General features: G+C 61.7%; 17 protein-coding genes and 1 pseudogene. 11 read left to right on the top strand and 7 right to left on the bottom strand.

Annotated elements, in window-relative coordinates; genetic code table 11:
- The first annotated feature begins 259 nt into the window (after positions 1-259).
- From K2W61_RS20525 to K2W61_RS20515, 3 genes and pseudogenes are all read left to right on the top strand, one after another.
- Positions 260-1,342: an MFS transporter gene (locus K2W61_RS20525; protein ID WP_236756429.1), complete on the top strand. Its 1,083-nt coding sequence runs from the start codon at positions 260-262 to the stop codon at positions 1,340-1,342.
- Entirely contained in the window at positions 1,339-3,462 is a 2,124-nt protein-coding gene (locus K2W61_RS20520) for a TonB-dependent receptor (RefSeq protein WP_236756428.1), read from the top strand. Before K2W61_RS20525 ends, K2W61_RS20520 begins: the two co-directional genes overlap by 4 nt.
- Positions 3,463-3,597: 135 nt before the next feature.
- Positions 3,598-3,756 (top strand): annotated as a pseudogene (locus tag K2W61_RS20515) (IS256 family transposase); the annotation flags it as partial.
- Positions 3,757-3,777: 21 nt separating this feature from the next.
- Here the strand turns inward: K2W61_RS20515 and K2W61_RS20510 are convergent.
- The 3 genes from K2W61_RS20510 to K2W61_RS20500 are packed head-to-tail and all read right to left on the bottom strand — an operon-like array spanning position 3,778 to position 4,909.
- On the bottom strand, positions 3,778-4,242 hold the full coding sequence (locus tag K2W61_RS20510; protein WP_236756427.1) for an integrase core domain-containing protein: 465 nt from the start codon (positions 4,240-4,242) through the stop codon (positions 3,778-3,780).
- Complete coding sequence (locus K2W61_RS20505) at positions 4,200-4,598, bottom strand: hypothetical protein (protein WP_236756426.1); 399 nt, start codon at positions 4,596-4,598, stop codon at positions 4,200-4,202. The genes K2W61_RS20510 and K2W61_RS20505 overlap by 43 nt, the downstream gene beginning before the upstream one ends.
- Positions 4,595-4,909 (bottom strand): DUF1153 domain-containing protein, encoded by a 315-nt coding sequence (locus K2W61_RS20500; RefSeq protein WP_175139716.1) that lies wholly within the window; start codon positions 4,907-4,909, stop codon positions 4,595-4,597. Before K2W61_RS20500 ends, K2W61_RS20505 begins: the two co-directional genes overlap by 4 nt.
- Positions 4,910-5,195: 286 nt before the next feature.
- Here K2W61_RS20500 and K2W61_RS20495 point away from each other — a divergent pair, with 286 nt between their 5' ends.
- Complete coding sequence (locus tag K2W61_RS20495; RefSeq protein ID WP_236756425.1) at positions 5,196-5,825, top strand: hypothetical protein; 630 nt, start codon at positions 5,196-5,198, stop codon at positions 5,823-5,825.
- 856 nt (positions 5,826-6,681) lie between these two features.
- On the opposite strand, the gene K2W61_RS20490 is transcribed toward K2W61_RS20495, so the two are convergent.
- Genes K2W61_RS20490 through K2W61_RS20475 form a run of 4 tightly spaced genes read right to left on the bottom strand, consistent with a single transcriptional unit; the run spans position 6,682 to position 8,883 of the window.
- On the bottom strand, positions 6,682-6,981 hold the full coding sequence (locus K2W61_RS20490) for a DUF2442 domain-containing protein (RefSeq protein ID WP_236756424.1): 300 nt from the start codon (positions 6,979-6,981) through the stop codon (positions 6,682-6,684).
- 56 nt (positions 6,982-7,037) lie between these two features.
- Positions 7,038-7,322 carry a hypothetical protein gene (locus K2W61_RS20485; RefSeq protein ID WP_236756423.1) on the bottom strand — a complete coding sequence of 95 codons (285 nt, stop codon included), beginning with the start codon at positions 7,320-7,322 and terminating at the stop codon, positions 7,038-7,040.
- A 12-nt stretch (positions 7,323-7,334) separates the two neighbouring features.
- Complete coding sequence (locus K2W61_RS20480) at positions 7,335-8,279, bottom strand: nucleotidyl transferase AbiEii/AbiGii toxin family protein (RefSeq protein WP_236756422.1); 945 nt, start codon at positions 8,277-8,279, stop codon at positions 7,335-7,337.
- The gene (locus K2W61_RS20475) at positions 8,272-8,883 is read right to left on the bottom strand and encodes a hypothetical protein (RefSeq protein WP_236756421.1); all 612 of its coding nucleotides are present in this window, start codon (positions 8,881-8,883) and stop codon (positions 8,272-8,274) included. Before K2W61_RS20475 ends, K2W61_RS20480 begins: the two co-directional genes overlap by 8 nt.
- 232 nt (positions 8,884-9,115) lie before the next feature.
- Here K2W61_RS20475 and K2W61_RS20470 point away from each other — a divergent pair, with 232 nt between their 5' ends.
- The 7 genes from K2W61_RS20470 to K2W61_RS20440 all read left to right on the top strand — a co-directional run bounded on the left by K2W61_RS20470 (position 9,116) and on the right by K2W61_RS20440 (position 22,933).
- Positions 9,116-9,949 carry a WYL domain-containing protein gene (locus tag K2W61_RS20470; protein ID WP_050449711.1) on the top strand — a complete coding sequence of 278 codons (834 nt, stop codon included), beginning with the start codon at positions 9,116-9,118 and terminating at the stop codon, positions 9,947-9,949.
- Entirely contained in the window at positions 9,931-11,424 is a 1,494-nt protein-coding gene (locus K2W61_RS20465) for a Wadjet anti-phage system protein JetA family protein (RefSeq protein ID WP_236756420.1), read from the top strand. Before K2W61_RS20470 ends, K2W61_RS20465 begins: the two co-directional genes overlap by 19 nt.
- A complete protein-coding gene (locus K2W61_RS20460) occupies positions 11,421-12,083 on the top strand; it encodes a DUF4194 domain-containing protein (RefSeq protein ID WP_236756419.1) in 663 nt (220 codons plus the stop codon). Before K2W61_RS20465 ends, K2W61_RS20460 begins: the two co-directional genes overlap by 4 nt.
- The gene (locus tag K2W61_RS20455) at positions 12,080-15,523 is read left to right on the top strand and encodes an SbcC/MukB-like Walker B domain-containing protein (protein WP_236756418.1); all 3,444 of its coding nucleotides are present in this window, start codon (positions 12,080-12,082) and stop codon (positions 15,521-15,523) included. The genes K2W61_RS20460 and K2W61_RS20455 overlap by 4 nt, the downstream gene beginning before the upstream one ends.
- The gene (locus K2W61_RS20450) at positions 15,520-16,707 is read left to right on the top strand and encodes a Wadjet anti-phage system protein JetD domain-containing protein (RefSeq protein ID WP_236756417.1); all 1,188 of its coding nucleotides are present in this window, start codon (positions 15,520-15,522) and stop codon (positions 16,705-16,707) included. The genes K2W61_RS20455 and K2W61_RS20450 overlap by 4 nt, the downstream gene beginning before the upstream one ends.
- Positions 16,708-16,850: 143 nt before the next feature.
- Complete coding sequence (locus K2W61_RS20445; RefSeq protein ID WP_236756416.1) at positions 16,851-19,535, top strand: PD-(D/E)XK nuclease family protein; 2,685 nt, start codon at positions 16,851-16,853, stop codon at positions 19,533-19,535.
- A 17-nt stretch (positions 19,536-19,552) separates the two neighbouring features.
- Entirely contained in the window at positions 19,553-22,933 is a 3,381-nt protein-coding gene (locus K2W61_RS20440; protein ID WP_236756415.1) for a UvrD-helicase domain-containing protein, read from the top strand.
- Positions 22,934-22,936 lie beyond the last annotated feature (3 nt).

The raw sequence follows: 22,936 nt of genomic DNA, 5'->3' as shown, positions 1-22,936 counted from the left end.
CGCGCGAAATTAAAGCAACAAAAAGGCGTGTCCCTCCGCTGCCGCCATACCTGCCCGCCGCAGGTTGATTTCGTCCGATTTGTTTGAACCGGACACCAGAGTCAGACGACTCCCATCAAACTTGAATCCCATTCTCAATAAATATAAGGCTCCACCCGGGTGTCGCGCCGACGCGGCGCGCGACGGGACCCCTGACGTTGTCGAGCCGATCACATAGCTCTCCCTTCTGCGGCAACGTGACACTTCAACGAAACCGTGTATGGAGCTTTCCAGCATTGTCGCCACGCCCTTCTGGAGCGCGCTGGGCGCGCGTCGCGGACACCGCCCTATGCTGATCCGCGCACTGCCGGCGCTTGGCGTGTGCCAGTGGCTTGCGGCCCTCACCACGAACGTCTGGCTGTTGATCGGCATCCGGGTGCTGCAGGGCGCCTTGGCCGGCTTCATCGCCGCGGCGCAGGCCTATGCCACCGCCGGGTCGTCTGGCGCGAACCGCGGGCAGGTACTCGCCCGCCTGCAATCGGCCACCGCCATTGGCTCCATGCTGGGTCCGGTCTCTGGTGGCTTGTTGATGGATCTCTATGGATTCGCGTGGATCTGCCTCATCGCTGGCCTGATCTGCCTGGCCTGCGTCGTTCCCGTCCTGAGTCTGCCCAAGGACACGCCAGAACCCGCCGCGCCAGTGGGCACCGGGACCACCAGACGCATCACCTCGTACCACTGGTTGCTGGCCCCGCTGGTGGTTATCACTCTCGTCCAGGCAGCAAAGATGATGCCGCAACCGTTCTTCGCGTTGTATCTGAACGAAGTGCTGCACGCGCCCTCCTGGCTCAGCGGCGCAAGCTACGCCGCAAGCGCCTTGACCCTGGCCCTGTCCGCACCCTGGTGGGCACGCCTGTGCGCCCCCCAGCCCGTCCAACGCGGCTGGCAATTCCTGGAAGTCGCCTCCTGGGCCAGCGCGCTCACGCTCTGCCTGATGGCGCTGGCTCACGACACCATCACATTCATCGCCACACGCCTGCTGTGGGGCCTATGGCAAGGCGCGCTCCTGCCGCTGGCCTACGTCCTGATTGGACATACCGCCCCCAACGCCTACCGCGCGATCGGCCAGGGCCTGGGCAACAGCGCCGCCAAAGTGGGCGCGCTGGCCGGACTCGCATTGGGCGCCGGCGCCATGCCATGGGCCAGCCTGCATTGGGGCTTCTGGCTGGTCGCACCGGTCTATGTCGTCGCCGCGCTGAGCGTGCGCTTCCTGCGCCAACTGCCCGGCTGCCGGCAGCCACTCCCTACTCCCCCTGACCCTCTCGCCACGCCATCCCCTTCGCAAATCAAGGACTCACCATGAAATCCCTTATCGCCAGCATTGCGCCTGTCCGTGTCAATCGGCTCCTGCTCGTCTCCGCCTCGCTGTGGACCCTGGGCATCAGCCCGTCCCATGCCGAGGAAGCCACCACCCTCCCCACCGTCACGGTCACCGCCACACGCGGCGAAGCCAGCATCGCCAGCATCCCCGGCTCGGTACAGGTCATCGAGGCCGAAGAAATAAAACGCCAATCGGGCGCCGGCCGCAAGGTCGCCGACGTCCTGGCGACCCTGGTGCCCGGCATGGCCCCCAGCAGCGGCACCATGACCAACTACGGCCAAAGCCTGCGCGGACGCAACGTCCTGGTCCTGATCGACGGCGTGCCGCAAAACGCCAGCCGCGACAACTATCGCCAGCTCAACAGCATCGCGCCCGAGAGCATCGAGCGCGTCGAAGTGGTCTCCGGCGCCAGCAGCCTCTATGGCGCCGGCGCCACCGGCGGCATGATCAACATCATCACCAAGCGCAACAAGGGGCAAGACCTGGCCTTCAGCAGCCGGGTCGGCATCACTGCCGACAAGGACTTCCACGGCGACGGCATGGCCTACGAACTGTTCCAGAGCGCCACCGGACGCCAGGGCGCATTCGACTGGTACCTGTCCGGCGACTTCGTCAAACGCGGCGGGCAATTCGATGCCCTGGGCCAGCGCATCCCGCAGGACACCTCGCAGGGCAGTGAAATGGACACCCGCAACCATGACCTGACGGCGCGCTTCGGCTTCGACTTCACCCCGGAACGCCGCCTGACGCTGGGCCTGCAGGAGTTCCAGGACAAGCAGCGTTCCGATTACGGCTTCCAGGCTGTCGACGGTGAAGCCCGCGCCGTATCCGGCCTGGATCTGGACGATCAACCCAAGACGCTCAATCGCGCCATCAACCTCAACTACACCGACCGCGCCTTCTTCGGCCAACGGCTGCAAGCCGAAAGCTACTGGCGCCACAACGAGGCGTTGTTCTATCCCGACCGCCCCAGAAGGCGAGCCGGCATCACCGCCACCGACAGCCGTGCGACCGTCTACGGGCTGCGTCTCGCCATGGAGAAGCCGTTGCCCGCCTTCAGCGGCATCCAGGGAACGCTGACCTATGGCGGCGACTACGAACGCGAGCAGTTGACCCAGGATGGCAGGCAATACACCGTGCAGGGGCTGGCTTACACCCCCACCGGCCGCACGCTCGAACTGGGCCCCGACATGACCACCCAGACCCGCGCGCTCTTCCTGCAATCCGCCTGGGAAATGGAACACTGGACCCTGCGCGCGGGCGTTCGTCGCCAGTGGATCGACAGCAACGTCAAAGACAGCGTCGCCTACGGCGACATCCAGGCCACCGGCGTAGGTAACATCCTGCCGGGCGGCAAGCTCAAGTACAACGCCACCCTCTACAACCTGGGAGTGGTCCGCCATCTGAGCGATGCCCAGGACGTGTTCGTCAACTTCAGCCAGGGCTTCACCCTGCCCGATATCCAGCGATTCCTGCGCGACGTACGCAGCGACTACGACATCCAGCAGTTGAACTCGCAGGCGTTGAAGGTTGACAGCTACGAAATCGGTTGGCGCGGCGCGTGGGATGCGGTGCAGGCCAGCCTCACGGCCTATCAGAACAATTCGGACGTGACGCAGTTCTACGACGCGAAGGATCGGGTGCTGCGGCTGATCAACCAGAAGGAGCGTGTAAGCGGGGTCGAGGCGAGTCTGGACGTCAATGTCGCTCGCGCTTGGACGGTCGGTGGCAGCTATGCGTATACGAAGGGTGCGACCAAGCAGAATGGAAGCTGGATCGCGCTGCCGGCAACCCGGATCTCGCCGCCGAAGTTCACGGCTTATGTCAGTTATGCGCCTGGGACGTATAGCGTGCGATTGCAGGGAGTGCGCGTGGGGGGGTATGACGCGGCAGCTCGGGATAAGAATGGGCGCGAGACCGTGGGGTATACGTTGCTGGATCTGTTGGCTTCGGTGGAGTTGCCCAAGGGGCGGGTGGATGTGGGGGTTTATAACCTGACCAATCGGGATTATTACTCAGTGTTCATGCAGGCGAACGCGCGGGCGCCTTGGCCGCGGGCGCAGGGGAGGACGGTGGCGGTGAGTTACAGCTTGGACTACTGACGGCCGGGTAGTCATCCGTCGGCAGACGCGGTAAATGAAAAAGGCGCCGGAGCGCCTTTTTCATTTACCGTTCGCGAAGCGAGGGCCTGTCAGTGATTTCGTGTTCAAGGCATAACATGCGTCCAAGGAGCACTTATGCCACGCAACCCCAAGTCCAAGCTGGCGGATCTGCCGGCTATTCCCCCTGAGCTGTTGGCGTCGTTCGGTGACGGCCCGATGACGGCCGAAGCGATCAACGCCGCCTCCCTGGCCTTCAAGAAGGCCCTGATCGAGCGTGCGCTCGGCGGTGTATTGACCCAGCGGAACCTGCTCAGGTTAAGCGGCTAAAGCAAATGCCTCAGCCGGCGTCTTCATGCCGAGCGCCTGGTGCGGACGTCGGTTGTTATAAAAGCGTATCCAGTCGCCGATCACGCGGCTGGCGTGTTGGATGGTTTCGAAGCGATGCCAGTGCACGCACTGTTCCTTGAGCGTGCGGATTGCGCGTTCAACCATGCCGTTCTGCTGCGGGCAATGCGGCGTGATGAACTCCTGGCGCAAGCCGTAGCTGCGCACGAGCGCGGTGTAACTGCGCGGGGTAAAAACCAAGCCATTGTCCGAGTGCAGCTGAAATGGCGCTGGCACCCGGCCCAGCGTCCCGAAACGGGCGATCAAAGCATGCTCCAGCGCGCTGCCGGCGGTGCAGGCTTTACCGCTTCGCGACAGGTGCCAGCCCAAGAGTTCGCGCGTATGGCAGTCGATCACCAGCGCCAGCGTTGCCCAGCCGTCGCGTCCGGCCCACACCCGGCAAAAATCCGTGACCAACGTTCGTTGGGCGTCATCGCCACCGATGGCAGGGCCTGGATACGAGGCCTGAAGCCGATCGGCCGTTTGCGAACCTGCCAGCCCATCAACTGGAACACGCGCTGCACGGTATTCTTGTTGAACCCGAGCAGGTGGGCGATCGTCGGGTACCCAAACGACGGCGACTCCTCGATCATCGCCTTGATTGGCTCGGCAAACCGCGGGTCGACCTTCGGCGCTGACTTCATCGGCTTGTCATTCACCGTGCGTCGCGGCACACCAAACCAGCGACACAGCTTTGCGATCGAGGCGGTAATGCCGTCAGCTTGCAGTCCCTGGCGGATCGTCTCGATCACTTCTCGTCCTCGCCCAGCAGGGGCTGCAATTTTTTTCTGGCACGTAGCTCCAGCATCGCTTCGCCGTAGGCCTCTCCCAGCTCCTTGAGCTGGCGTTCGTACTGTTCCCGTACGTCCTGCGGATTGGCTCTCAGGGCGTTCTCCATGCCCCGCTTGCCGTCATCAACCCACTGCTCAACTTCCGAGGGCGACAGGTCGTACTGGCGGCTCGCTTCGGCCACCGTAGTCTTGCCCTGAATAATGTCCAGCACCTGCGCGCTCTTGCGCTTGGCCGTCCACCGCTTGATGTCTTCTTCCATCTTCGTGCTCAACGTCGTTTCCTCAAATATGACGTGAGCAGGTTTTCACTGGGTCAATGCACACGTGGCTTGCGTGTCGTCGCGCAACGCCAGGCGGTAGGCGGCCCCGGACGCGCGCGCCCACCAGATCTTGCGTAATGTATGTCCGCTTCGTGCGGGAAAAGTCACTGCTCCGTGCCGTCCTGCTGTCCCATGGCGCCGTAGGCATTGCAATACCTCACGAATTGAACGAAGCTTGAAATCGCTGTGGTATTTTCTGGCTAATCCCACTTCGTGCGGATCAACATGGAGAAATTGAATGCGCTGCTTGTCACTGGGTCTTGGTTTGCTGCTTTTTTCATGTGTTGCCCAAGCTGAAATGATACGGAACGATGCCATTGGCAATGACCCACAAAAAGAGAAACTCTGCGCATCCCGCACCAAAGGCCAGGCGGTGCCATTTGAAATTGACTCCCGCTACCTCAAGAGCGCGCGCTCATTCAATCCAGATGCAACTTTCATCGCAATAGATGGAATCAGTCCGCAACTGGTGCAGTGTCATCTTCGCGAAGGCACCGGGAAGTACGAGCCCGCCTCATATAGTCCTGAGGCCAACTATTGGCGTTTAATTCGTCCCAAACAGTTCAAGCCGGGAATAAATACTGATAAAGGCAAGGCAATGGCGGCCAAGGTTTGCGTTGATGCTGCACCCGCGAAGATCAACCGTCCAAATTTCGACCATAGCGTTTACTCCAATGTTGTGGAGATTAGTATTGGCGGCCCCCGCTATCGTCCAGGCGCCTCAATCGCAGGAACGAAAGCTGAGCGATACGACATTGCGGTAGAGGGAACTTCTTTCTACAAGTCTTCAGGCCCAGACCTTGCCGCAGTCACGTTCACTTGCTTGCTTTCGCCCATGCTGGCTATCAAAGGAATCCAGTTTAAATAGTGGGAAGTGTCGTTGATGCCCCCTGCCTGAAGGCAGGGGAATCCTCCTGCTAGCGATGCGCGTCCGCAGCAACGAATGCTCCACGCTGCGTTGATACGGCGAATACGGCTATTGTCGGCAATCTGCTCTCCTGATCCAGGCTAATTCGCAGTCAGGTTCAAGGTCAGGCCGGGTCGTCCTCCGTCGCCAGGCGCGGTAAATGAAAAAAGGCGCCGAAGCGCCTTTTTTCATTTACCGTTCGCCAAGCGAAGCGGCGTTATTCCCACTCGATTGTCAATGGCACCGCGAAGAGCGTTGTGCTGCAAGGGTTTCGGGTTGACGCTGAGAGCTTGGTACCGTCAGAAATACCAACGGGTGAGTCTTGCTTAGATGAGGCTACCTGAGTGGTTTCATGTAGGCCCATATCGACCCATCAAACCAATCGAGTCCCCCGGCCGCCCCTTAACCGTCCCACGGAGGACGTGACAGGGGTCTTCCAACAGGAAAATCCACTCCGAAGATCAGAGTCCAGCGGTATCAGCGGCGACTTTCACCGATGTTCTGACGGTATCAGAAATGGCTTCTTCAGAGGGGCTTACGGTATCGGCACGAAGAAAGTGTCCATGCTTTGGCGGATTAGCTTCTGCAGCAACCTGAGTCCCCCACCCCGATACCGGTGAGTCAGTGCCAAGTCCGTCCCATAGCGTGCCACCAAAGCCCACCGACACGCTCCTCTGATCCGCGAAGAACTCGCTCGTTGACCAAGGCTCGCCATCGAATTGTTCCTTGGAATGGCGAACCCATTGCGGCAGACGCGAAACTTCAATTGCCTTCCTCACCGCGCTTGGGGATAACCAGCACTAGCAGCTCGGCAAACCTAGCCTCTCAGGCTTTCCACCAAACCAGGAATGCTAACCGCGACCTCCCCGCTCTCGCCAAACAACAAACCAGCGCCACCCGGTGTCACGTAAGCTCGCGAAAGCAAGTTGTGAGGCAGTTCCCTCAGCGTCGCGACATCTTGCGGGTCAATGCGCAGCACCCGCCCGTTGCTGTACACGAGCTCCAGCACATGAGCCGTTGCCAAATACCGCGCCGACACAGCATGAGGCGCCTCTGACGCCTGATAGCCACGCGCCAGCGCCTGTTCGTAACTCCGACGAGTGATTCTGGTTGCCATGTGCTCGACACCTCATCAGCAATTTTTGCCTACCGACTCGAAACGACATTGCCAGATCATCTGTGTTGCTGACATTCACGCAGATAGTTGACTAGCAGCGACATCATCTCGTTGGTAGAAAGCTTGCCCGCCCGCCTCAGCGCAATCAGCAAATCCTGCACATGGCCTGACTGCACCTCGTCTCCCGAAAGGCAGGTCACTGTATTTGCCCAACTATCCATCGCGGTGGAGGCATAAGTCACATTGCAGCGTCGCGCAAGATCTTCAATGAAATACGCTACGTCCGTGGTCGGGATAGCCGAAACGAGATGAGCTGGCGAGACTTCACTGAATTTAGTCATACACGGCGCGTCTCACATTACGTCGATGTATTGATGAATCCGAGCCACCAGCGCATCAAAATCTGGCTGACCCTGGTAATACAGCGCTTGCGTCTTGCGGTACTCCAACGCAAAGCGCTCGCGTTGTGCAGCGTCAGCAAGGACAAAGGCCTGGTTTCGTGCAATCACCTGCTCATCACCGCTCCGAAAGCGCTGCGCCTTGCGCTCTTGGTAGGCCGGTTCCCGCATGAATGCCTGCACCTCCTCCAAACCCAGAAGGCAGTACACGTCATAGTAGTGCCGAAGGAAATTGCCCGGAAACGCCTCCGACTCACCCAAGCGACGGTACTTGGTGGAAATTGTCTGAAGCTTCTCGACGAAAGTGTGCGTCGGCGCATAGCAAGGTACCGCGACTGCACGGTTGTCGAACACGTCTACGCCGCGATCTCTGGCAACATCGAAAGCCCATGACGAGATCGTGACAGCTCGATTGGGTGCCGTATCGTCAAACCCAAGCTCCAACAAAATTCCATCTTTGACGCCTGCCAATGCCGATACGCGCGGCGTGTATATCAAGCGGATGCCGGCGCTGCGCATCTTGTCGTCGTCAAATTGCGTGTCGCGCTCAACGTTGCCGATGCCTGGGATACGGATACGCGCCGCCAGTTCGTCGTAATACGTACGGCGCGAAAGTACGTGCGCTGGCTTGTCTTGATTGCGCCCCGTCTTCACATCCATGTCGGCGGGCGGCTCTATGCGAATGTCGATGTCTTCGGAAAAACGGTGGATGACACCAAAGCCCTTCGAGAGCGACGTCCCTCCCTTTAGTTCGAACTGGAAGCCCTGTGCCTGCAAACCCCACAGGCAATGCATGATCCAGTAGTCCTTCTCGACCAACATAGGATCAAGCCCTCGTTCGTCAGCGACAAGCGCAAGCAACTGATCAAAGTCCTTCCGCGCGTGCAGGAAATCAGGCACTCATCCACTCCCGCAGGCGCTTGCGCGTCGCCACATTGCCAAAACTGTCGGCAGCCCGCTGCAGCCGGACTGAGTCGAACGAGAACAGCTTGCCACGCGCTTGGCGCAAAACGGCATCACGATCCTCGGCCAACTCTTCAAGGTTGTTTAGCAGATCGACATACAGAAACTCGGGGGTCAACTTCTTCGGGAAGCGCGGCTTCATTCGGAAATCGAACTGCCGGTTGCCAAGTTGGAAAACACCATGGCGCTTGTGGTTGTAGACCAGCGTGCGGTTATAAAGCTGAGTGGTACCAAGACCCACGGCGTTGTAGGCCGAGGGTGAAAACACCAAAAAGTCCTTGTCACGAAGAAAGCCCCCCACCACTTGGTCATCCGTTGGTGGCAGCGGGCCAAAGCTGGACTGCTTCGGCGCGTGGTAGAGGCCCTGAGCAAGTTTTTTCAGCTTTCCTGTGGCGACCAGCTCACGGAGATGCCTATCCACTGCGGTGGACAGACGTGCCAGGTCCTCGCGCCGATAGACACGACCGGCTTGCAACTCATCCGCAAGATGAGCTGCGGCCCCTCGAAGGGAGTCAACGGCAGATAGAGTAGCTGCAGACACGTCTAATTTCTCATTGAAATTTCATGCATTTTATCGCATTCTGCCGACTACGTCAGTCCCAAAAAAGTGTCCAAAGGGTCACCGCCAATCTCTCGATGCGTCCTGTGGACGTACCCGCTGGAAGAGGTCTCTAGCGCATGACAATAATCATCGCTGGCTACGCCAAATCATATGGATTTACATATCATATGTTTTTTCATACCATATAGACATTCATCACAAGGCGACACCCATGCCTAACGCGGGCCGGCAGGAAAGAGATACCAAAGTTGGCCGAATCCTTCTCTGGGAGGGGCGGGTTAGCCGCGCTCGACTTATCTCCGAGTATGGGTTGAGCCCTATACGGGCCAGCGAGTGGCTGCGCGATTTCCGGGAGTCATACCCGGAGTGGGTAGCATGGGACAGCAAGCTCAAAGCAGATGTGGCCACCTCCATCGCGTATGCGGACGCCGAACAGGCGGCGAATACCTCGTGGCCGGGCGCTATCAGCGCCATGCTGGTCCCGTATGCGCTGAACGTCCCAGGCAAGCCGCTCTCCATCTCATGGGACTTCGCCCACATCTCGCCTCGCACCTTCTCCCGACTGAACTTGGCCATCGCAGATCGTCTCAGGGTGAGGTTCGTCTACTGCTCCATGAACAACCCGGAACCGCACGAGCGAACCGTCGAGCCGCACAGCCTGTTACGGGCAGGACGACGGTGGCACGTCCGCGGCTACTGTCTGCAGAGGCGAGCCTTCCGTGACTTCGTATTAGGGCGAATGAGCAAGGTCACACTGCTCACGGAGCCCAGCTTGGCAGACATCGCCGCCGATGCTGCCTGGTCCACAGTCCTCCAAGTCAGGATTACCGCTCACCCTGGCCTCAGCCCTGCGCAGCAACTGATCGTCAGAAACGAGTACTTCAACGGGGCATCAGCGCGCGTAGAAAGCTGTAGGGCTGCCCTCCTGAACTACATGGTGCAGGAGATCATGGCAGCCACGGACGTGAGTCGACAGGCTCCTCCCGACTATCAACTGGCGATTGAAAACACAGAGGAGTGCCGGCAATGGCTGTTCATGACTTAACAGACCAAATTCGCCAAGAGAAGGTGGCTGAACGCTATCCGCCGCTCTTCAAACGCCTGCCCGACCGCCTGTTCGCGCCGCTGGCTTCGGCCAATCGCTTCCAATATTGGTCACTGCTGTGTGTTCTGCACGCCAAACGCTTCGGCCCAGAGGCCCCGTTGCCGCCGAGTACCGGCTTCTTGATGCGCGAAATCACGGCCGACATAGCCGAAGAACTCCAGTACCAGGACTGGACTCCGGAAGGCGATGACGTGACGCCAGCCACACCGCTGGCAATCCGAGCCATCATGGTCTTCAATCGCTTGCGCGACGCGGGATGGATCCGCGTGGACCGAGTGGGCGTGCGCGAGATGGTGACGATGGCTCCCGCCGTCGCCCATTTCATGAACCGCCTCGTGGAGTTCGCTCACACCGGCCCGGAGTTCGTCTCCGGCAAGATCCGCAGCATCGAAGCCAACCTGAAGCTGCTTCTGGACGAGAGCACAGATGGTGCCTCCCTGCAGGAAGCAGCCCGCCAGTCGCGCGCCCTACTTGAACACGTCCGCATCGCCGGCACGAATGTGCGCGATCTAATGCTGGAGATCGGTCGCGTCGACGCCACCGGCGAGTTCGTGAGACGCTTCTTCGATGACTACGTCGAGCGCATGTTCATCGGTGACTACAAGGAATTGCGCACGCGCGAGCATCCCCTGGCCCGGCGTCAGGAGATCCTGCGCCTGGTGACCCATATCCAGCAGACGCAAGACCTGCGCGCTCGGTTAATCCAGTGGTACCTCGAGAAGCAAGCTGGCCGCGACCCTACCCGCGCTGAAGCCATGTTCGAGCGTGACGTCCAGAAGGTAGAGGATCTGCGCCGTATCGACGAATACCTGGACCGGCTGGACGACGAAATCCGGCGCGCCAACAAGCTGGCGTTGGCCTATCTAGACTACCGGCTGCGGGCCGCCCGCCCTCTCGACGAATTGATCAATCAAGCCATCGACGCCGTTGTCAAGCACGGCAGCAAGGCGGCCGCGCTGGCACCGTTTGCTCCCGGAGACTGCGTCGGCGGCGAACGGTTGGCTTCGCCTCGCATCGAGACCAAGCGTCCGCCGCCCAGCGGACTACGCAAGCAAGTGATGTCCCCCGAGCAGGAGGCCAGGGCCCGCCTGGCCCTGATGGCTCGGGACCGGCGCACCATGTCGCTACCAAAGCTCGCGGCCTTCGTGCGCCAACAACTAGGCGAGGCGGATGCGTTGCCTAGCACCGCCCTCCAAGTAAATAGCATTGAGTCGACCCGAGCGCTGCAGGTCTTGTGCACCATTGCCACAGCGAACGCGACATCCAGCAAGCTACTCCGCGCCAACGCACGAGCAATGAGCAGCGGATTCACCACGATCCGAATGGAAGGCGAAGAGGTTCGGAGCCAGGGCATCTCTCACCAACCCTTCACTATCGCAAGAACAACCAAGCCAGCCAAGGGAGGAAGCCAATGAGTTTCTGGACGGATGCGGCTACGGTCACCAAGAACGTGGCCACGGAGGATGATTTCGAGGCAGCGGCGAATCGGCTAATAACCGAGCAGGTTTTGTACGCCGCGGATCGCGGCAGCAAGGTGGCCTACGGGCTGATCCGAGACTTTGAGCGTGAGTTCAAGCGGGCCTTGGAACCCCTGGGTTACGTCGTGAGGGTTAACAGCCAACTGCGCTATGCCTGCGCCATCCCCAAGCACGCCAGGACGTCACCAGTCACCGTTGACCAGACGCTGCTCGCACTGGTGCTACGCAAGATCTTCGACGAGGAAACTCGATCCGGGCACCATGACGAAAACGGCGAGGTGGCCTGCGATCTGGTCACGCTGGAGGTCAAGTACAAGCAAATGACGGGGGGCCGCGAATTGGCCACCGGAGGTAAGCTCGCGGCGCTGATCCAGTGGATGCGGCGCTGGGGCCTCGCCCGAGTGTCGGACGAGGACGGCAATCAGTTCGGGCACGATGCGGATCAGCCCTACGTGGTCATCATCCGCCCCGGCATCGCCGAGGTCCTAGGAGAGGCGGCGCTGGCACGCATCGCCCTCTTCACCAGCCCGGACGACGAGATTGACGGCGTGGACCCTGCGGTCGCCTCCACCGTGGAAGAAGGCGGTGCCGCATGAAAAAGCTGATACGCATCCGGGTAGTCCAGTTCTTCTTGTACGAAATGCGTGATGTCGAAGTCGGCATGAACTGCGGCATCTTCGGCGCCAACGGCAGCGGCAAATCCTCGCTCCTGGACGCCGTGCAAATCGTAATGCTAGGGGCCAACGAGAGCCGCGGTAGCGCAGGCGTCGCCTTCAACGCGCAGGCCGACGAGTCCAACCACAACAGCCGCAATATTCGCAGCTACTGCTTGGGCCAGTATGGTGACTCGCCGGAAGCACGCGTTCGCGACAGTGCCAACACCTACATCACCCTGGTCTGGGAGGACACCACGACCCAGGAAATTGTCTCCACCGGTGTGAGCATCTACGTGAGCGCCGACCGCGAAAAATCTGACGTGCAGGGTCGCTATATTCTCCCCGCGGATATCGCGCTCAGCGACCATCTCGAGCTGGTTGACGGTGAATATCGACCGCGGCCCTGGGCTAGCTTCAGGCAGATGCTCTCGCAGCGAGCTTACGGTGAAGAAGTGCTCTTCCACGACTCTGAGCGCTTCGTCAACGCTATGCTGTTCCGACTAAGAGGCACGCGGGGTGCGCCGCGCTTGGATGCCTACCGCCAAGCGTTCCGTTTCGGGCTACGCATGAAGTTCGACAAGAGCGTCGATGACATTGTCCGCCAGCAAGTGCTGGAGACCCGGCCGACCAACATCAAGCGATTCAAGGAAGTGCTGCACACGTTCCAGGAGATGGCGACCCTGGTGCGCAACGTGCAGGCCAAGCTTGACGAGGCCGAATTGATCGAGACGGATTTTGCTGATGCACACCGACGCAACACCCATTCGGTCTCTCTCGCTGCTTTGGCCCAAGCTGCCGAACTCGAGGTCGCCAACGAGGCAGTGACCGCCGCAGAGGAAGCCGAGAGCCAAGCGGCAGCAGCACTGGAAGCCGCCAATACCCGGCGTGACGAAGTCAACCGTCAAGTCGAAGCGGCGGAGCAACACGCACGCGATAGCGCCTCTGCCCGGGACAAGCACGCGTCCCACGCGGACGCTGCGTTGCTGCGCGAAAGCCTCGCCAAAATACAAAACCGGCTCACTGAACAAAGAACGAGACTGCATCGCAGCATCCAAGCCATCGGAAGGGCTATCGACGCACAGATCCCTGGCAAGCTCGTCGCCGACAGCGACGAGGCAACAGCACAGGCGTTCAAGGACGTTCACGCCCTGCTAGAGGGGGATAAAGCCACCAGACGCGATGCAGTAGAGTCGACAGTCCGCAAGGCGCTACGCGCAGCCAAGCTATTAAGCAACGAGCTGTTCGAGGAGATGCAGGCCGTTGGTCGCGCGCAGACGGCAGCCGAGGCCGAGCTCGCTGGCGTGCAAGAGAATCAGGAGCGCATCGCCAAGGGCAAGCCACCTCTGGAGGGGCCGGCTGCGGCGCTCAAGCGCGCGCTAGCCAACGCTGGCGTGGATGCTACTCCGGTGTGCGACCTGGTGCGTGTCGACGACCCAGACTGGCAACCTGCCATCGAGTCCTATCTGGGTACGTCGAACATGCAAGCTCTGCTGGTCGACGAGGCAGACGAACGCAAGGCATTCCGGGTGTCTCGTCAGGCTGCGATCTACGATGCGAAAGTCGTGATGCCCAGCAAGTTCTCCAATCGCAGCAGCCCCAGGCGCGGTGCCGTGGCAGAGCTAATCAGTGGCAACAGCGCTGCAGCGGTCAACTACCTGCGATCCAAGTTCGGCGACACGCAACGGGCAGAGACTGAGGACGAATGCTTCGCTCATCGCTTCGCAATGACCAAGGACGGCATGTTGCTGGCTGATGGCGAGATGGTACGCAAGAAGCCGGCGAATCCCGCCCTCTTCAAGATCGGCCCGACCTCTACGGCGACTCGCACTTCCATCGCCGAACAAGCCCTTCAGCTCCAAGAGAAGATTGATGAATTCAAGGAGAGGTACGCCAAGCTCAAGGAGCTCTTGAACAACCTTGGACCATTCGTGGGTGGAGAGCAGGACAAGGTTCACGAAGTCCTCGAAATCTTCGATCGGATAACCAAAGAGGCGGCCGATGAGGAGGATCTGACGCGGCGCCTACAAGCCCTCAATACTGAAGAGTATCGACAGTTGGTGCAGGTAGCCAAAGCAGCAGAAGCGAACTTGGGCGACGTGCGCAAACAACTGCTTGCTGCGGCCCAGGCGGTCGGTGCAGCAGAGACGGCATGTCAGCAAAAGAGCGAAGACACCAAGAAGAAGCAGGCTCGGGCCGTTACCCAAAAGGGAATCGCTGAAGCAGCACGTGCGGTTGACGGTTACGACGCCGATTACGCATCGGACCAATGGGAAAGGCTATTGACACGCCAGGGTCTGTCTTTCAGTGAGATCGTCGCCGACTGCAAACACCGCAGCAACCGTGCTGAGACAGACTCCCGTCAGAAATGGTCCAGCGCCATGCAGAAGCTGTCGGCGTTCCTTGTCAGGCACAACGAGTTCATGCCAGCTGGAACCCAGGACGACTGGCGCAGCGCCCGCGCTTGGCTGGACGCACGGGTCGTAGTGCTCACTGAGACCGGTCTGCGCGAGAACAAGGCCCGGATGGAAGATGCCCTGAGCGCCGCCAAGAGCACCTTCCGCAACGACGTTGCGGTGGCGCTGCACGAGCACCTTGAGTGGTTGAGTGACACCATCAATCGGATGAACGAGGCCTTGCGCTTGGCGCCGATGTTCACCAACAACGAACGCTACCAGTTCCGCACGCATGTGCGACCTGCCTTCGCCGTGCTGCTGAAGTTCATCAAGGACGTCGCCCAATACGGCCCGACCGAGGATTTGCTTGGCGGTGCTGGAGAGCTGCCCAAGGAGTTCGAGGAGCTCATGCGCGAAAAGACGGTCACCGGCGCGGCAGCGGTGAAGTCCCCGCTGGACGACTATCGCGAGTTCTTCGACTTCGATGTCGAGGTTCTCCGCGAAGAGGCCTCCACCGGTACGACCAAGCACATAGGCTGGCTTAGCAAACGTGTCGGGTCCGGCTCTGGTGGCGAGCATCGCGCTCCGCTGTATGTGATCGCAGGTGCCGCACTCTCGTCAGCCTATCGGCTGGAGCGCGGCGACGATACCGGTATCCGGCTGCTTGTAATCGACGAGGCCTTCATCAAGATGGACCCGAGGAATATCGTGGCCACCATGCGCTACTTCGAGGAGCTTGGCCTGCAGGTCTTCATGGCCAGCACGGGTGACGCCTTGGGTAGCCTGACCGCTTTCCTTGATCGCTACTACGACATCATGCGCGATGCCGAGAGCAATGTAGTAGTACTCGAGGGCCACGACGTTCCTCCCGAGACGCGCGAGATGTTCCGCGCCGATCTGCCTGAATTCAACCCGGAACTGGTCGAAGCGGAGATCAGAAGGCAATACCTACCGCAGGCCTCCTCGACAGAAGGTGCCGCAGCATGAGCCTCCAAGACCAGTCCGAGATGGATCCGCTGGCCAGAAAGTCGTTGGAGCGACTACTGAAGTCTGCCGACAAGCACGAGGCTGGCGCCGCCGTGCGGCGGCCTGCCCTGACGGACTCCGCGCTGTCCGAGTACCGCGAGTTGCGCGGTCTGAAGGCCAAAGAGGACTTCGAGGCGGTGATGGCCTACGCTCAGGCCGAGGGCGCAATCATGGCTCTGCGTCCTCGGCGTGATCCCCAAGGCCTCATCGAGCGCATCGAACTGATCGACGTCGTCAAACTAGCCTCGATCTTGGGCAAGGTGCCCCATGCGGTACGAGTCCAATCGGCGAGACAAACCCTCGCCTCGCGCCTTGGTGAACATCCGATCTTGAACGACGTCCTATCCAGTTGGGAGAGGCTCAAAAAGATCCGCGGCACCGGGCCTGACGCCGCCGCCAACTGGGACATGGCCTGTGACGTCATCACCTACTGCCAGAGCCAGGTAGCACTCGGCGCCACGGAGACGCCAGTGCGAGACGCCAGCGCACGGCTGTTCAAGGACAGCAAGCGCATCGAGGCCCTGGTGCCTTGCCTCGATGTGCTACTGGTAGGAAACATCGACGATGATGCACGCCCAGAAGCAGAAGTGTTGCAGGAACTTGGCCTCTACCGAGAGCCGCAGCCAGCGCGGCTCGCCGGCAACATCGTAGTTCGCCGGGAACGTGGCACGTTCCCCCTGGACCGCCCCTACGGCGCCCTACCCCCGTCCACAGTGCTGGGCCTCGGGTCCATGCCCAGCCGGGTGCTAACTATCGAGAACCAGACTACGTTCCATGTATGGGCGCGCCAACACTGTGACTCCGACGCGTTGTGCATCTACACCGCCGGGATGCCTTCCCCTGCTTGGCGGGCGATGTATCTCCGGCTGCTTTCCGAGCTCCCCGTTTCAACTCCAGTGCTGCACTGGGGTGATGTCGACGAAGGCGGGTTCCGGATCGCTAGCGTCCTAAGCCGGTGTGTAGCCGAGAGCGGCCACGCTCTGCGGCCTTGGAGGATGCGGCCCTCGGACGTCCCTGAATCGCTACGCCGAGCGGCGCCAACGCGCACTGTGGAGCGGATGGTCAAGTACGCCCACGAAGCCGGGTGGACCGACCTTGCGCAAGAGTTAGCGGAAACCAAGTTTGTCGCCGAGCAAGAGGGATAAGCAGGCGTGACAAAACCAGTATATGGCGTGCAGTGATTAACGTGGTTCTCACCCAAGTCTACAAATCGGCGCTAACATCACCCAAATGCGTAACATAACGCAACTATTGTTGCGATAAGAAAAGCCAGGAGGAACGGAAGTCCATGGACGAAACGAGATCATCCAGTTCGGCCGCCGCAATCAATGAGCGAGTCACCAAAATCGTTAGTGATCGTCTCGCTGCTCGGAACCTTCGATTGATGGCGGCACGTAGCAAGCATCTTGGGATTCAAGTCATTTCATTCGAACAGGCGGCAGCCCGACTGGCAGGCGGTTTTACACGGCCCATCGATAACGAGAGTTTACGTGCTGCCATTCAAGCGGTCCTCCCCGCAACGCAAATGGGCGAATTGGAGAAGATCAAAACACTACCAGGCATGGTTGAAGCGACGACCGACACGCTCTACAAGGTTTGGCGCGCGGGCATCGACCTTACAGCACAAACAGTCCGCCATCCTCGTCTCGAAGCCATTGCGCGCCTGGAAGCAGCTGTTCTTGCTGAATTGCCGCCTGGCATGATGCGCCCCGTCGACATTGTCGCTGCCGCGACTGATCGCCTCGCCCATGCGCCGGCCATCTTCGGTCAGATTGAGATCGTCGGCCTTACCGAACTCGCGCCTTGCTGGAGACCATTGCTTCTCGCCCTCACTGCCCATACCCCCGTGCAGTGGACGGCCGGACCGAGAAGTGTTCCTGCATGGCTGGAAGATTCGGACGTCACCATCTCGCGCGCCTCAGCGAAAACGCCTCAAATCAGAAGTTTGAGCGCGGCTACGGCGTATCACGAGGCCATTGAAGCCATGCGCTGGGCACGCGGCCTACTCGCCTCGGGCGTATCGCCTCCGGAGATCGCCATCGCGACCCCATCGCCCGCGGAATATGACGACCATTTCTTAGCTCTGCGTTCCGACGCCAATTTCGATCTTCACTTCGTCCATGGCATCCGGACCGTTACGACCCGCGAAGGCCAGACGGCCGCGGCACTAGCTGACATCGTCGTGCGTGGGCTGTCACAGTCGCGGCTACGCCGCCTAGTGGCACTCTGCCAAGACAGCGGACCGTTCGATACCCTCCCTGAAGGCTGGCTGCGCGTCCTTCCGACCGATGCTCCGCTCTCGAACCTTGGTGCATGGAACCGCCTGCTTGCCCGTCTAACGTCTGAAGACTGGCCCGATGGCACCAATCATGCCCCGACGCTGCGCGCGTGTGTCGAGTTACTAGCGAAAGGACCCGAGGCTGCAGCTGAGATCGGTGAGACCCTCCTCAAGGGCCGAGCGCTCCTAATCTGGCGCAAGGCCCTGCTCGCTGGCCCCGCCGCCTCTATCGACGCAACGCTGGAGACTCTGAAGCAGGATGACGGCCTGGAAGCGTGCGTCTGCGTCACCTGGATGCCAGCCAGCGCGCTCGCAGCATCGCCTCGCCGCTTCGTGCGGCTCCTGGGGCTCAATTCCTCGCGCTGGCCGCGCGGGATCGCCGAAGATCGGCTGATCCCAGACCATATCATCCCGACCCCGGTGCTCGATCCACTGCCGATCAATCTTGTCGACCGCCGCGACTTCGAGACGATCCTCACCACAACAACCGATAGCGTCATTCTGTCACGCGCCCGGCGCGACAGCGATGGACGGCTGCTGGGTCGCAGCGCCCTGCTCGCAGCACATGGAGACGAGACCTTCCTCCGCCGCAACGCGACGCCGGTGCATGCCTTCAGTGAGACCGACCGCCTCATGGCCCGCCCCCAGGAGTTCGGCGCCGATCCTCAAGCGGTGAGTGCACACGGCTGCTGGCGCAACTGGCGACGGACGGAAATCACCCCCCACGATGGGCTCGTTCGGGCGGATCATCCGCTCGTACTCGCCATCCTCGACCGTACCCAGTCGGCCAGCTCGTTACGCCGCCTACTGCGCAACCCGCTTAGCTTCGTATGGGTCTATGCGTTCGGATGGCGTGAACCGCAGAGCAGCGCCGAACCGCTCGTACTCGACGCGCTCGGGATCGGCGATCTCGTTCACATGGTTCTCGACCGCGCCTTGCGCGATCTCGAAACCAGCGGCGGCCTTGCATCCGCCGATACGGAAACCATCGAAGCAGCGGTGGCGCAAGCTGCGCAAGCCGTTGCCGCAACTTGGGAAAGCGAGCGTCCAGTTCCACCGGCCGTCATCTGGGAGCGCACGCTCGATGACGCCCGCATGATGGCAGGCCGCGCCCTGTCCTATGGCGATACCCTTCTGCCGGGCGCACACTCTTACGGAGAGGTGCCCTTCGGCGGCTCGGAGCCGAAATCCGACGCGGAGACGCCTTGGGATACGAGCACACCAGTCACGATTCCCGACACGGGCTTCAACATCGCCGGCTATATCGACCGGCTCGACATCGCGGGCGACGGCAAACGCGCCCTCGTGCGCGACTATAAGACCGGCCAGCCGCCGCGCAACAACATCCGACTGAACGGAGGACGCGAGCTTCAGCGCTGCCTCTATGCCTTCGCGGTGAAAGCGCTTCTTGGCGACGACGTCTCCATCAGCGCCTCACTCCTCTATCCGCGCGAGCCAATCGATCTTCAGCTCGACGATCCCGAGGCAGTGCTCGCAGAGATCACAGGCTATCTACGCGCGGCACGAACGAGTCTCTCCGGAGGCGCGGCCCTGCCTGGCCCGGATACCGGCGGCGACTATGACGATCTCGCCTTCGCCCTGCCTGCCAACGCCGGCGCCACCTATTGCAAACACAAAATGCCGGCCGCGACAGAGCGGCTTGGCGAAGTCGCTCAGGTCTGGGAGGCGGAATGATGAGCAGCGCATCCAAGATGCTGAAGGACGACGGCGCACGCCGCGATGCAATCAGTCTCCATGATCGCTCGATTTTAGTCGAAGCTGGCGCGGGTTCGGGAAAGACCGCCACCATGGCCGGCCGCATCGCCGCCATGCTGGCCGGAGGCGTCGCGCCGCGCTCCATCGCCGCCGTCACCTTCACCGAACTCGCCGCGAGCGAGCTGTTGTCGCGTGTCCGCGAGTTCGTCGCCGATCTCTCGATCGGCACAATCGCAACCGAGCTGCGCGTAGCGCTGCCCAATGGGCTATCCCAGGCCCATCGCGATAATCTTGCCGCCGCCAGCGCCACGATCGATGAAATTACCTGCTCGACCATCCACGGCTTCTGCCAGCGCCTGATCAAACCCTATCCGGCGGAGGCCGACATCGATCCCGGCGCCGGCGTGATGGATCGCAACCAGGCCGACCTCACATTCCTCGAAATTATCGATGGCTGGCTACGCGAACGTCTTTCCGGCGGTCAGGGCGGTATCCTGGCCGAGATGGTGCTGCACAGCCCTGGCGAAACCGTGGCGCTGATCCATAAGATCGCCGAGAATCTGCGCGGCCGCCCCACGCTCACAGCTCCGCCCGTCTCTCCGCTTAACGGCCACTTGATAGCGTTCCGGCAGGCCACAGCGGATTTCGCGAGCTTCATGGATGACACGGCGGCAGCCGAGCCCGAAACGGTGACGATCGTCGAGCGGCTGACCGAAATGGCGACCGCCGTGGCGAACGGTCCCGATCCCGCAACGCCCACGGGCCTCGTCCAGCTCTTGACCTCGCGGCCCCACCCAGACCTTTGCACCAAGGCCGGCACCTTCGCCTCCTACCGCAAGAAGGGAAAATGGACCGCCGCGGCCAAACAAGCCGGTCTCTCCAAGGCCGACGGCGACCGGATGAACGACACCGCCGAGACCCACTACGCCGCCTGCTGCAACGCCTGGGTCGCGCTGATGCAGGTCACGGCCGGACATGCCCTCGCGGCACTGATCGCCGAAGCCCGGCCGATCCTCCAACGCTATCGCGACCACAAGCGCGCCAGCGCCCAGCTCGATTTCGACGATCTGATTTTTGCCGCGCGCGACTTGCTGCGCGACCACGATGCCGTGCGCCGAGCGCTGGGGCAGCGTTTCGCCCATATTCTCGTTGATGAGTTCCAGGACACCGATCCGCTGCAAACCGAAATCTTCTGGCGGCTTTGCGGCGAGCCAGTCGAGGGGGATGACGACTGGACCCGATTCCAAATCCGGCCAGGCGCGCTCTTCTTGGTCGGTGACCCCAAGCAAGCGATCTATCGCTTCCGGGGTGCCGATGTCGGCGCCTATGTGCAGGCCCGCGACGCCTTCCGTGCCCAGGACCCCGGCAGCCTCCTGTCGATCTCCACTAACTTCCGCTCGTGCGCCTCGATCCTCACCTTCGTCAACGAGCGCTTCGAGGCCGTGCTCTCGGCCGATGGCCAGCCGGGCTTCACCGCTCTCGACCCCTTCCATGACGACCGGGGCGGACTGTGCGTGGCTGCCCTCGACATCGCCGTGGCAGACGAAAACGGCAAGGCCAGTGCCGAACAGCAGCGCGACGCTGAAGCCGACGCCATCGCCGAGTTGTGCGCCAGGCTAATTGAAAGTCACCCCATCATCGACCGTCGCAGCGCCACGGAGCGTCCCTGTCTGCCGGGCGACATCGCCTTGCTGGCACCAACTGGCGCAGAGTTGTGGCGCTATGAAGAAGCCCTGGAACGCCGCGGCATCCCCGTGGCGACCCAAGCCGGCAAGGGGCTGTTCCGCCGCCAGGAAATCCAGGATCTGATCGCGCTGACCCGCGTTTTGGCCGATCGCCGCGACACGTTGGCGCTCGGCGCGCTGCTGCGCGGGCCTCTGGTCGGCCTTACCGAAGAAGACCTGCTGGACATCATCTGGGGACTTCCGCGCTCGGTGGAACAGCCGGATCGGATTCCGCGCCTGGATCTCAGCATCGATTCTGCCGTCATCGTGCACCCGCTCGCTCGCGAAGTCATCGAGCGGCTGCAATCGCTCTCCCGGCGCGGCAACAGCACGACCCCGCACGAGCTGCTCTCGCAGGCCGTGGACGTGTTGCGCGTCCGTCCGCTCCTCCTCGAGCGCCATCGCGGCCAGGCCGAGCGCGCGCTCGCCAATGTCGATCTCTATCTCAGCCTGTCGACCGGCTACGCCGTGCGCGGTTTGCGCGCCTTCGCCGAGGCGATGACAGCGGCATGGTCCGACGAGGACCGCGCGGTCGAGGGACGGCCCGACGCCCAGCAGGAAGCGGTCGCGCTCTTCACCATGCACGCGGCCAAGGGGCTGGAATGGCCGATCGTCATTCCGGTCAACACCATGACCGGCGTCATGGCGCCCGACAGCGCCGTGATCGACCGCCAGACCGAGACCTTCTATTGCCCGGTCCTGGGCGTCGTGCCCGAGGGCTACGAAACCGCGCGGCAGGCGGAAAAGGAGGAGCTGGACCGCGAACGCATCCGGCTCTGGTATGTCGCGGCCACCCGTGCCCGCGAACTCCTCGTCTTGCCCCGGCTCGACGCCACGCCGTCGAAATCGGCCTGGATCGGTCTCGTCGATCTGTCGCTCGCCGACCTTCCCGGCCTGGACGTCTCTCACTTACCTGCCGATCTCACGGCCGCAGGTGCGGGAGCGGGCAACACCCAGACGCGCGCGAGCTTCGCCGCCGAAGCCGAAGCCATCGCGGCCGCGCAGACGCGGTTGACCTGGCTCGCGCCCAGCCGTGACGAAAACGCCGCCGGGATCGTGCTGCGGGAAGAAGAATCCGCGCTCTGGACGGGATCGACTGACGACCAGCCCCTCGAGCGGGAAGCCTCCGCACTCGTGCAGGGCGGCCGGGAGCGCGGGCTAATCCTCCACAAGCTCATGGAAGAGGTGCTGACCGGCGAAACTCCAGAGGCGGAAGCCGCCCTGATCGAACGCGCTGAGGTCCTCATCCGCGCCCTCGGCAAATCTCCGGTCGTGGACCCGGCGACGGGGCTGTCGGCTCAGGAACTAGCCGCATGTGTGGCCCGGACCCTGGCTCTACCTGACATCGCGGCCCTGCGACCGAGTCTTCTGGCCGAATTTCCCGTCTATGCAGTCCAGGCAACCGACCGTGTGGAAACCGCAACTGCCGGGATCGCAGACGCCCTGACTCTGACAGTCGAGGGCCTCCCTGAGGTCGTCGTGGACTGGAAAAGCGATGTGACGCCGGCGCCGGGAACGCTCGATCATTATCGCGCGCAGGTGCGGGCCTATCTCGACATGACCGGCGCCGAGCGCGGCCTGATCGTACTGATGACCTCCGGCACCGTCATTCCCGTCCTGCCGACGAAGCCGACCGAGAGCGAGGCAGCCTGAGCC

This window comes from Achromobacter pulmonis (assembly GCF_021733725.1).
Taxonomy (GTDB): domain Bacteria; phylum Pseudomonadota; class Gammaproteobacteria; order Burkholderiales; family Burkholderiaceae_B; genus Achromobacter; species Achromobacter pulmonis.
This window is presented reverse-complemented; position numbering and strand designations above follow the sequence as displayed.

Excerpts from the sequence above, each read along its gene's own strand:
- K2W61_RS20525 (WP_236756429.1), top strand. The coding sequence starts at position 260 with ATGGAGCTTTCCAGCATTGTCGCCACGCCCTTCTGGAGCGCGCTGGGC.
- K2W61_RS20520 (WP_236756428.1), top strand. The coding sequence starts at position 1,339 with ATGAAATCCCTTATCGCCAGCATTGCGCCTGTCCGTGTCAATCGGCTC.
- K2W61_RS20495 (WP_236756425.1), top strand. The coding sequence starts at position 5,196 with ATGCGCTGCTTGTCACTGGGTCTTGGTTTGCTGCTTTTTTCATGTGTT.
- K2W61_RS20490 (WP_236756424.1), bottom strand. The coding sequence starts at position 6,981 with ATGGCAACCAGAATCACTCGTCGGAGTTACGAACAGGCGCTGGCGCGT.
- K2W61_RS20485 (WP_236756423.1), bottom strand. The coding sequence starts at position 7,322 with ATGACTAAATTCAGTGAAGTCTCGCCAGCTCATCTCGTTTCGGCTATC.
- K2W61_RS20470 (WP_050449711.1), top strand. The coding sequence starts at position 9,116 with ATGCCTAACGCGGGCCGGCAGGAAAGAGATACCAAAGTTGGCCGAATC.
- K2W61_RS20465 (WP_236756420.1), top strand. The coding sequence starts at position 9,931 with ATGGCTGTTCATGACTTAACAGACCAAATTCGCCAAGAGAAGGTGGCT.
- K2W61_RS20460 (WP_236756419.1), top strand. The coding sequence starts at position 11,421 with ATGAGTTTCTGGACGGATGCGGCTACGGTCACCAAGAACGTGGCCACG.
- K2W61_RS20455 (WP_236756418.1), top strand. The coding sequence starts at position 12,080 with ATGAAAAAGCTGATACGCATCCGGGTAGTCCAGTTCTTCTTGTACGAA.
- K2W61_RS20450 (WP_236756417.1), top strand. The coding sequence starts at position 15,520 with ATGAGCCTCCAAGACCAGTCCGAGATGGATCCGCTGGCCAGAAAGTCG.
- K2W61_RS20445 (WP_236756416.1), top strand. The coding sequence starts at position 16,851 with ATGGACGAAACGAGATCATCCAGTTCGGCCGCCGCAATCAATGAGCGA.
- K2W61_RS20440 (WP_236756415.1), top strand. The coding sequence starts at position 19,553 with ATGCTGAAGGACGACGGCGCACGCCGCGATGCAATCAGTCTCCATGAT.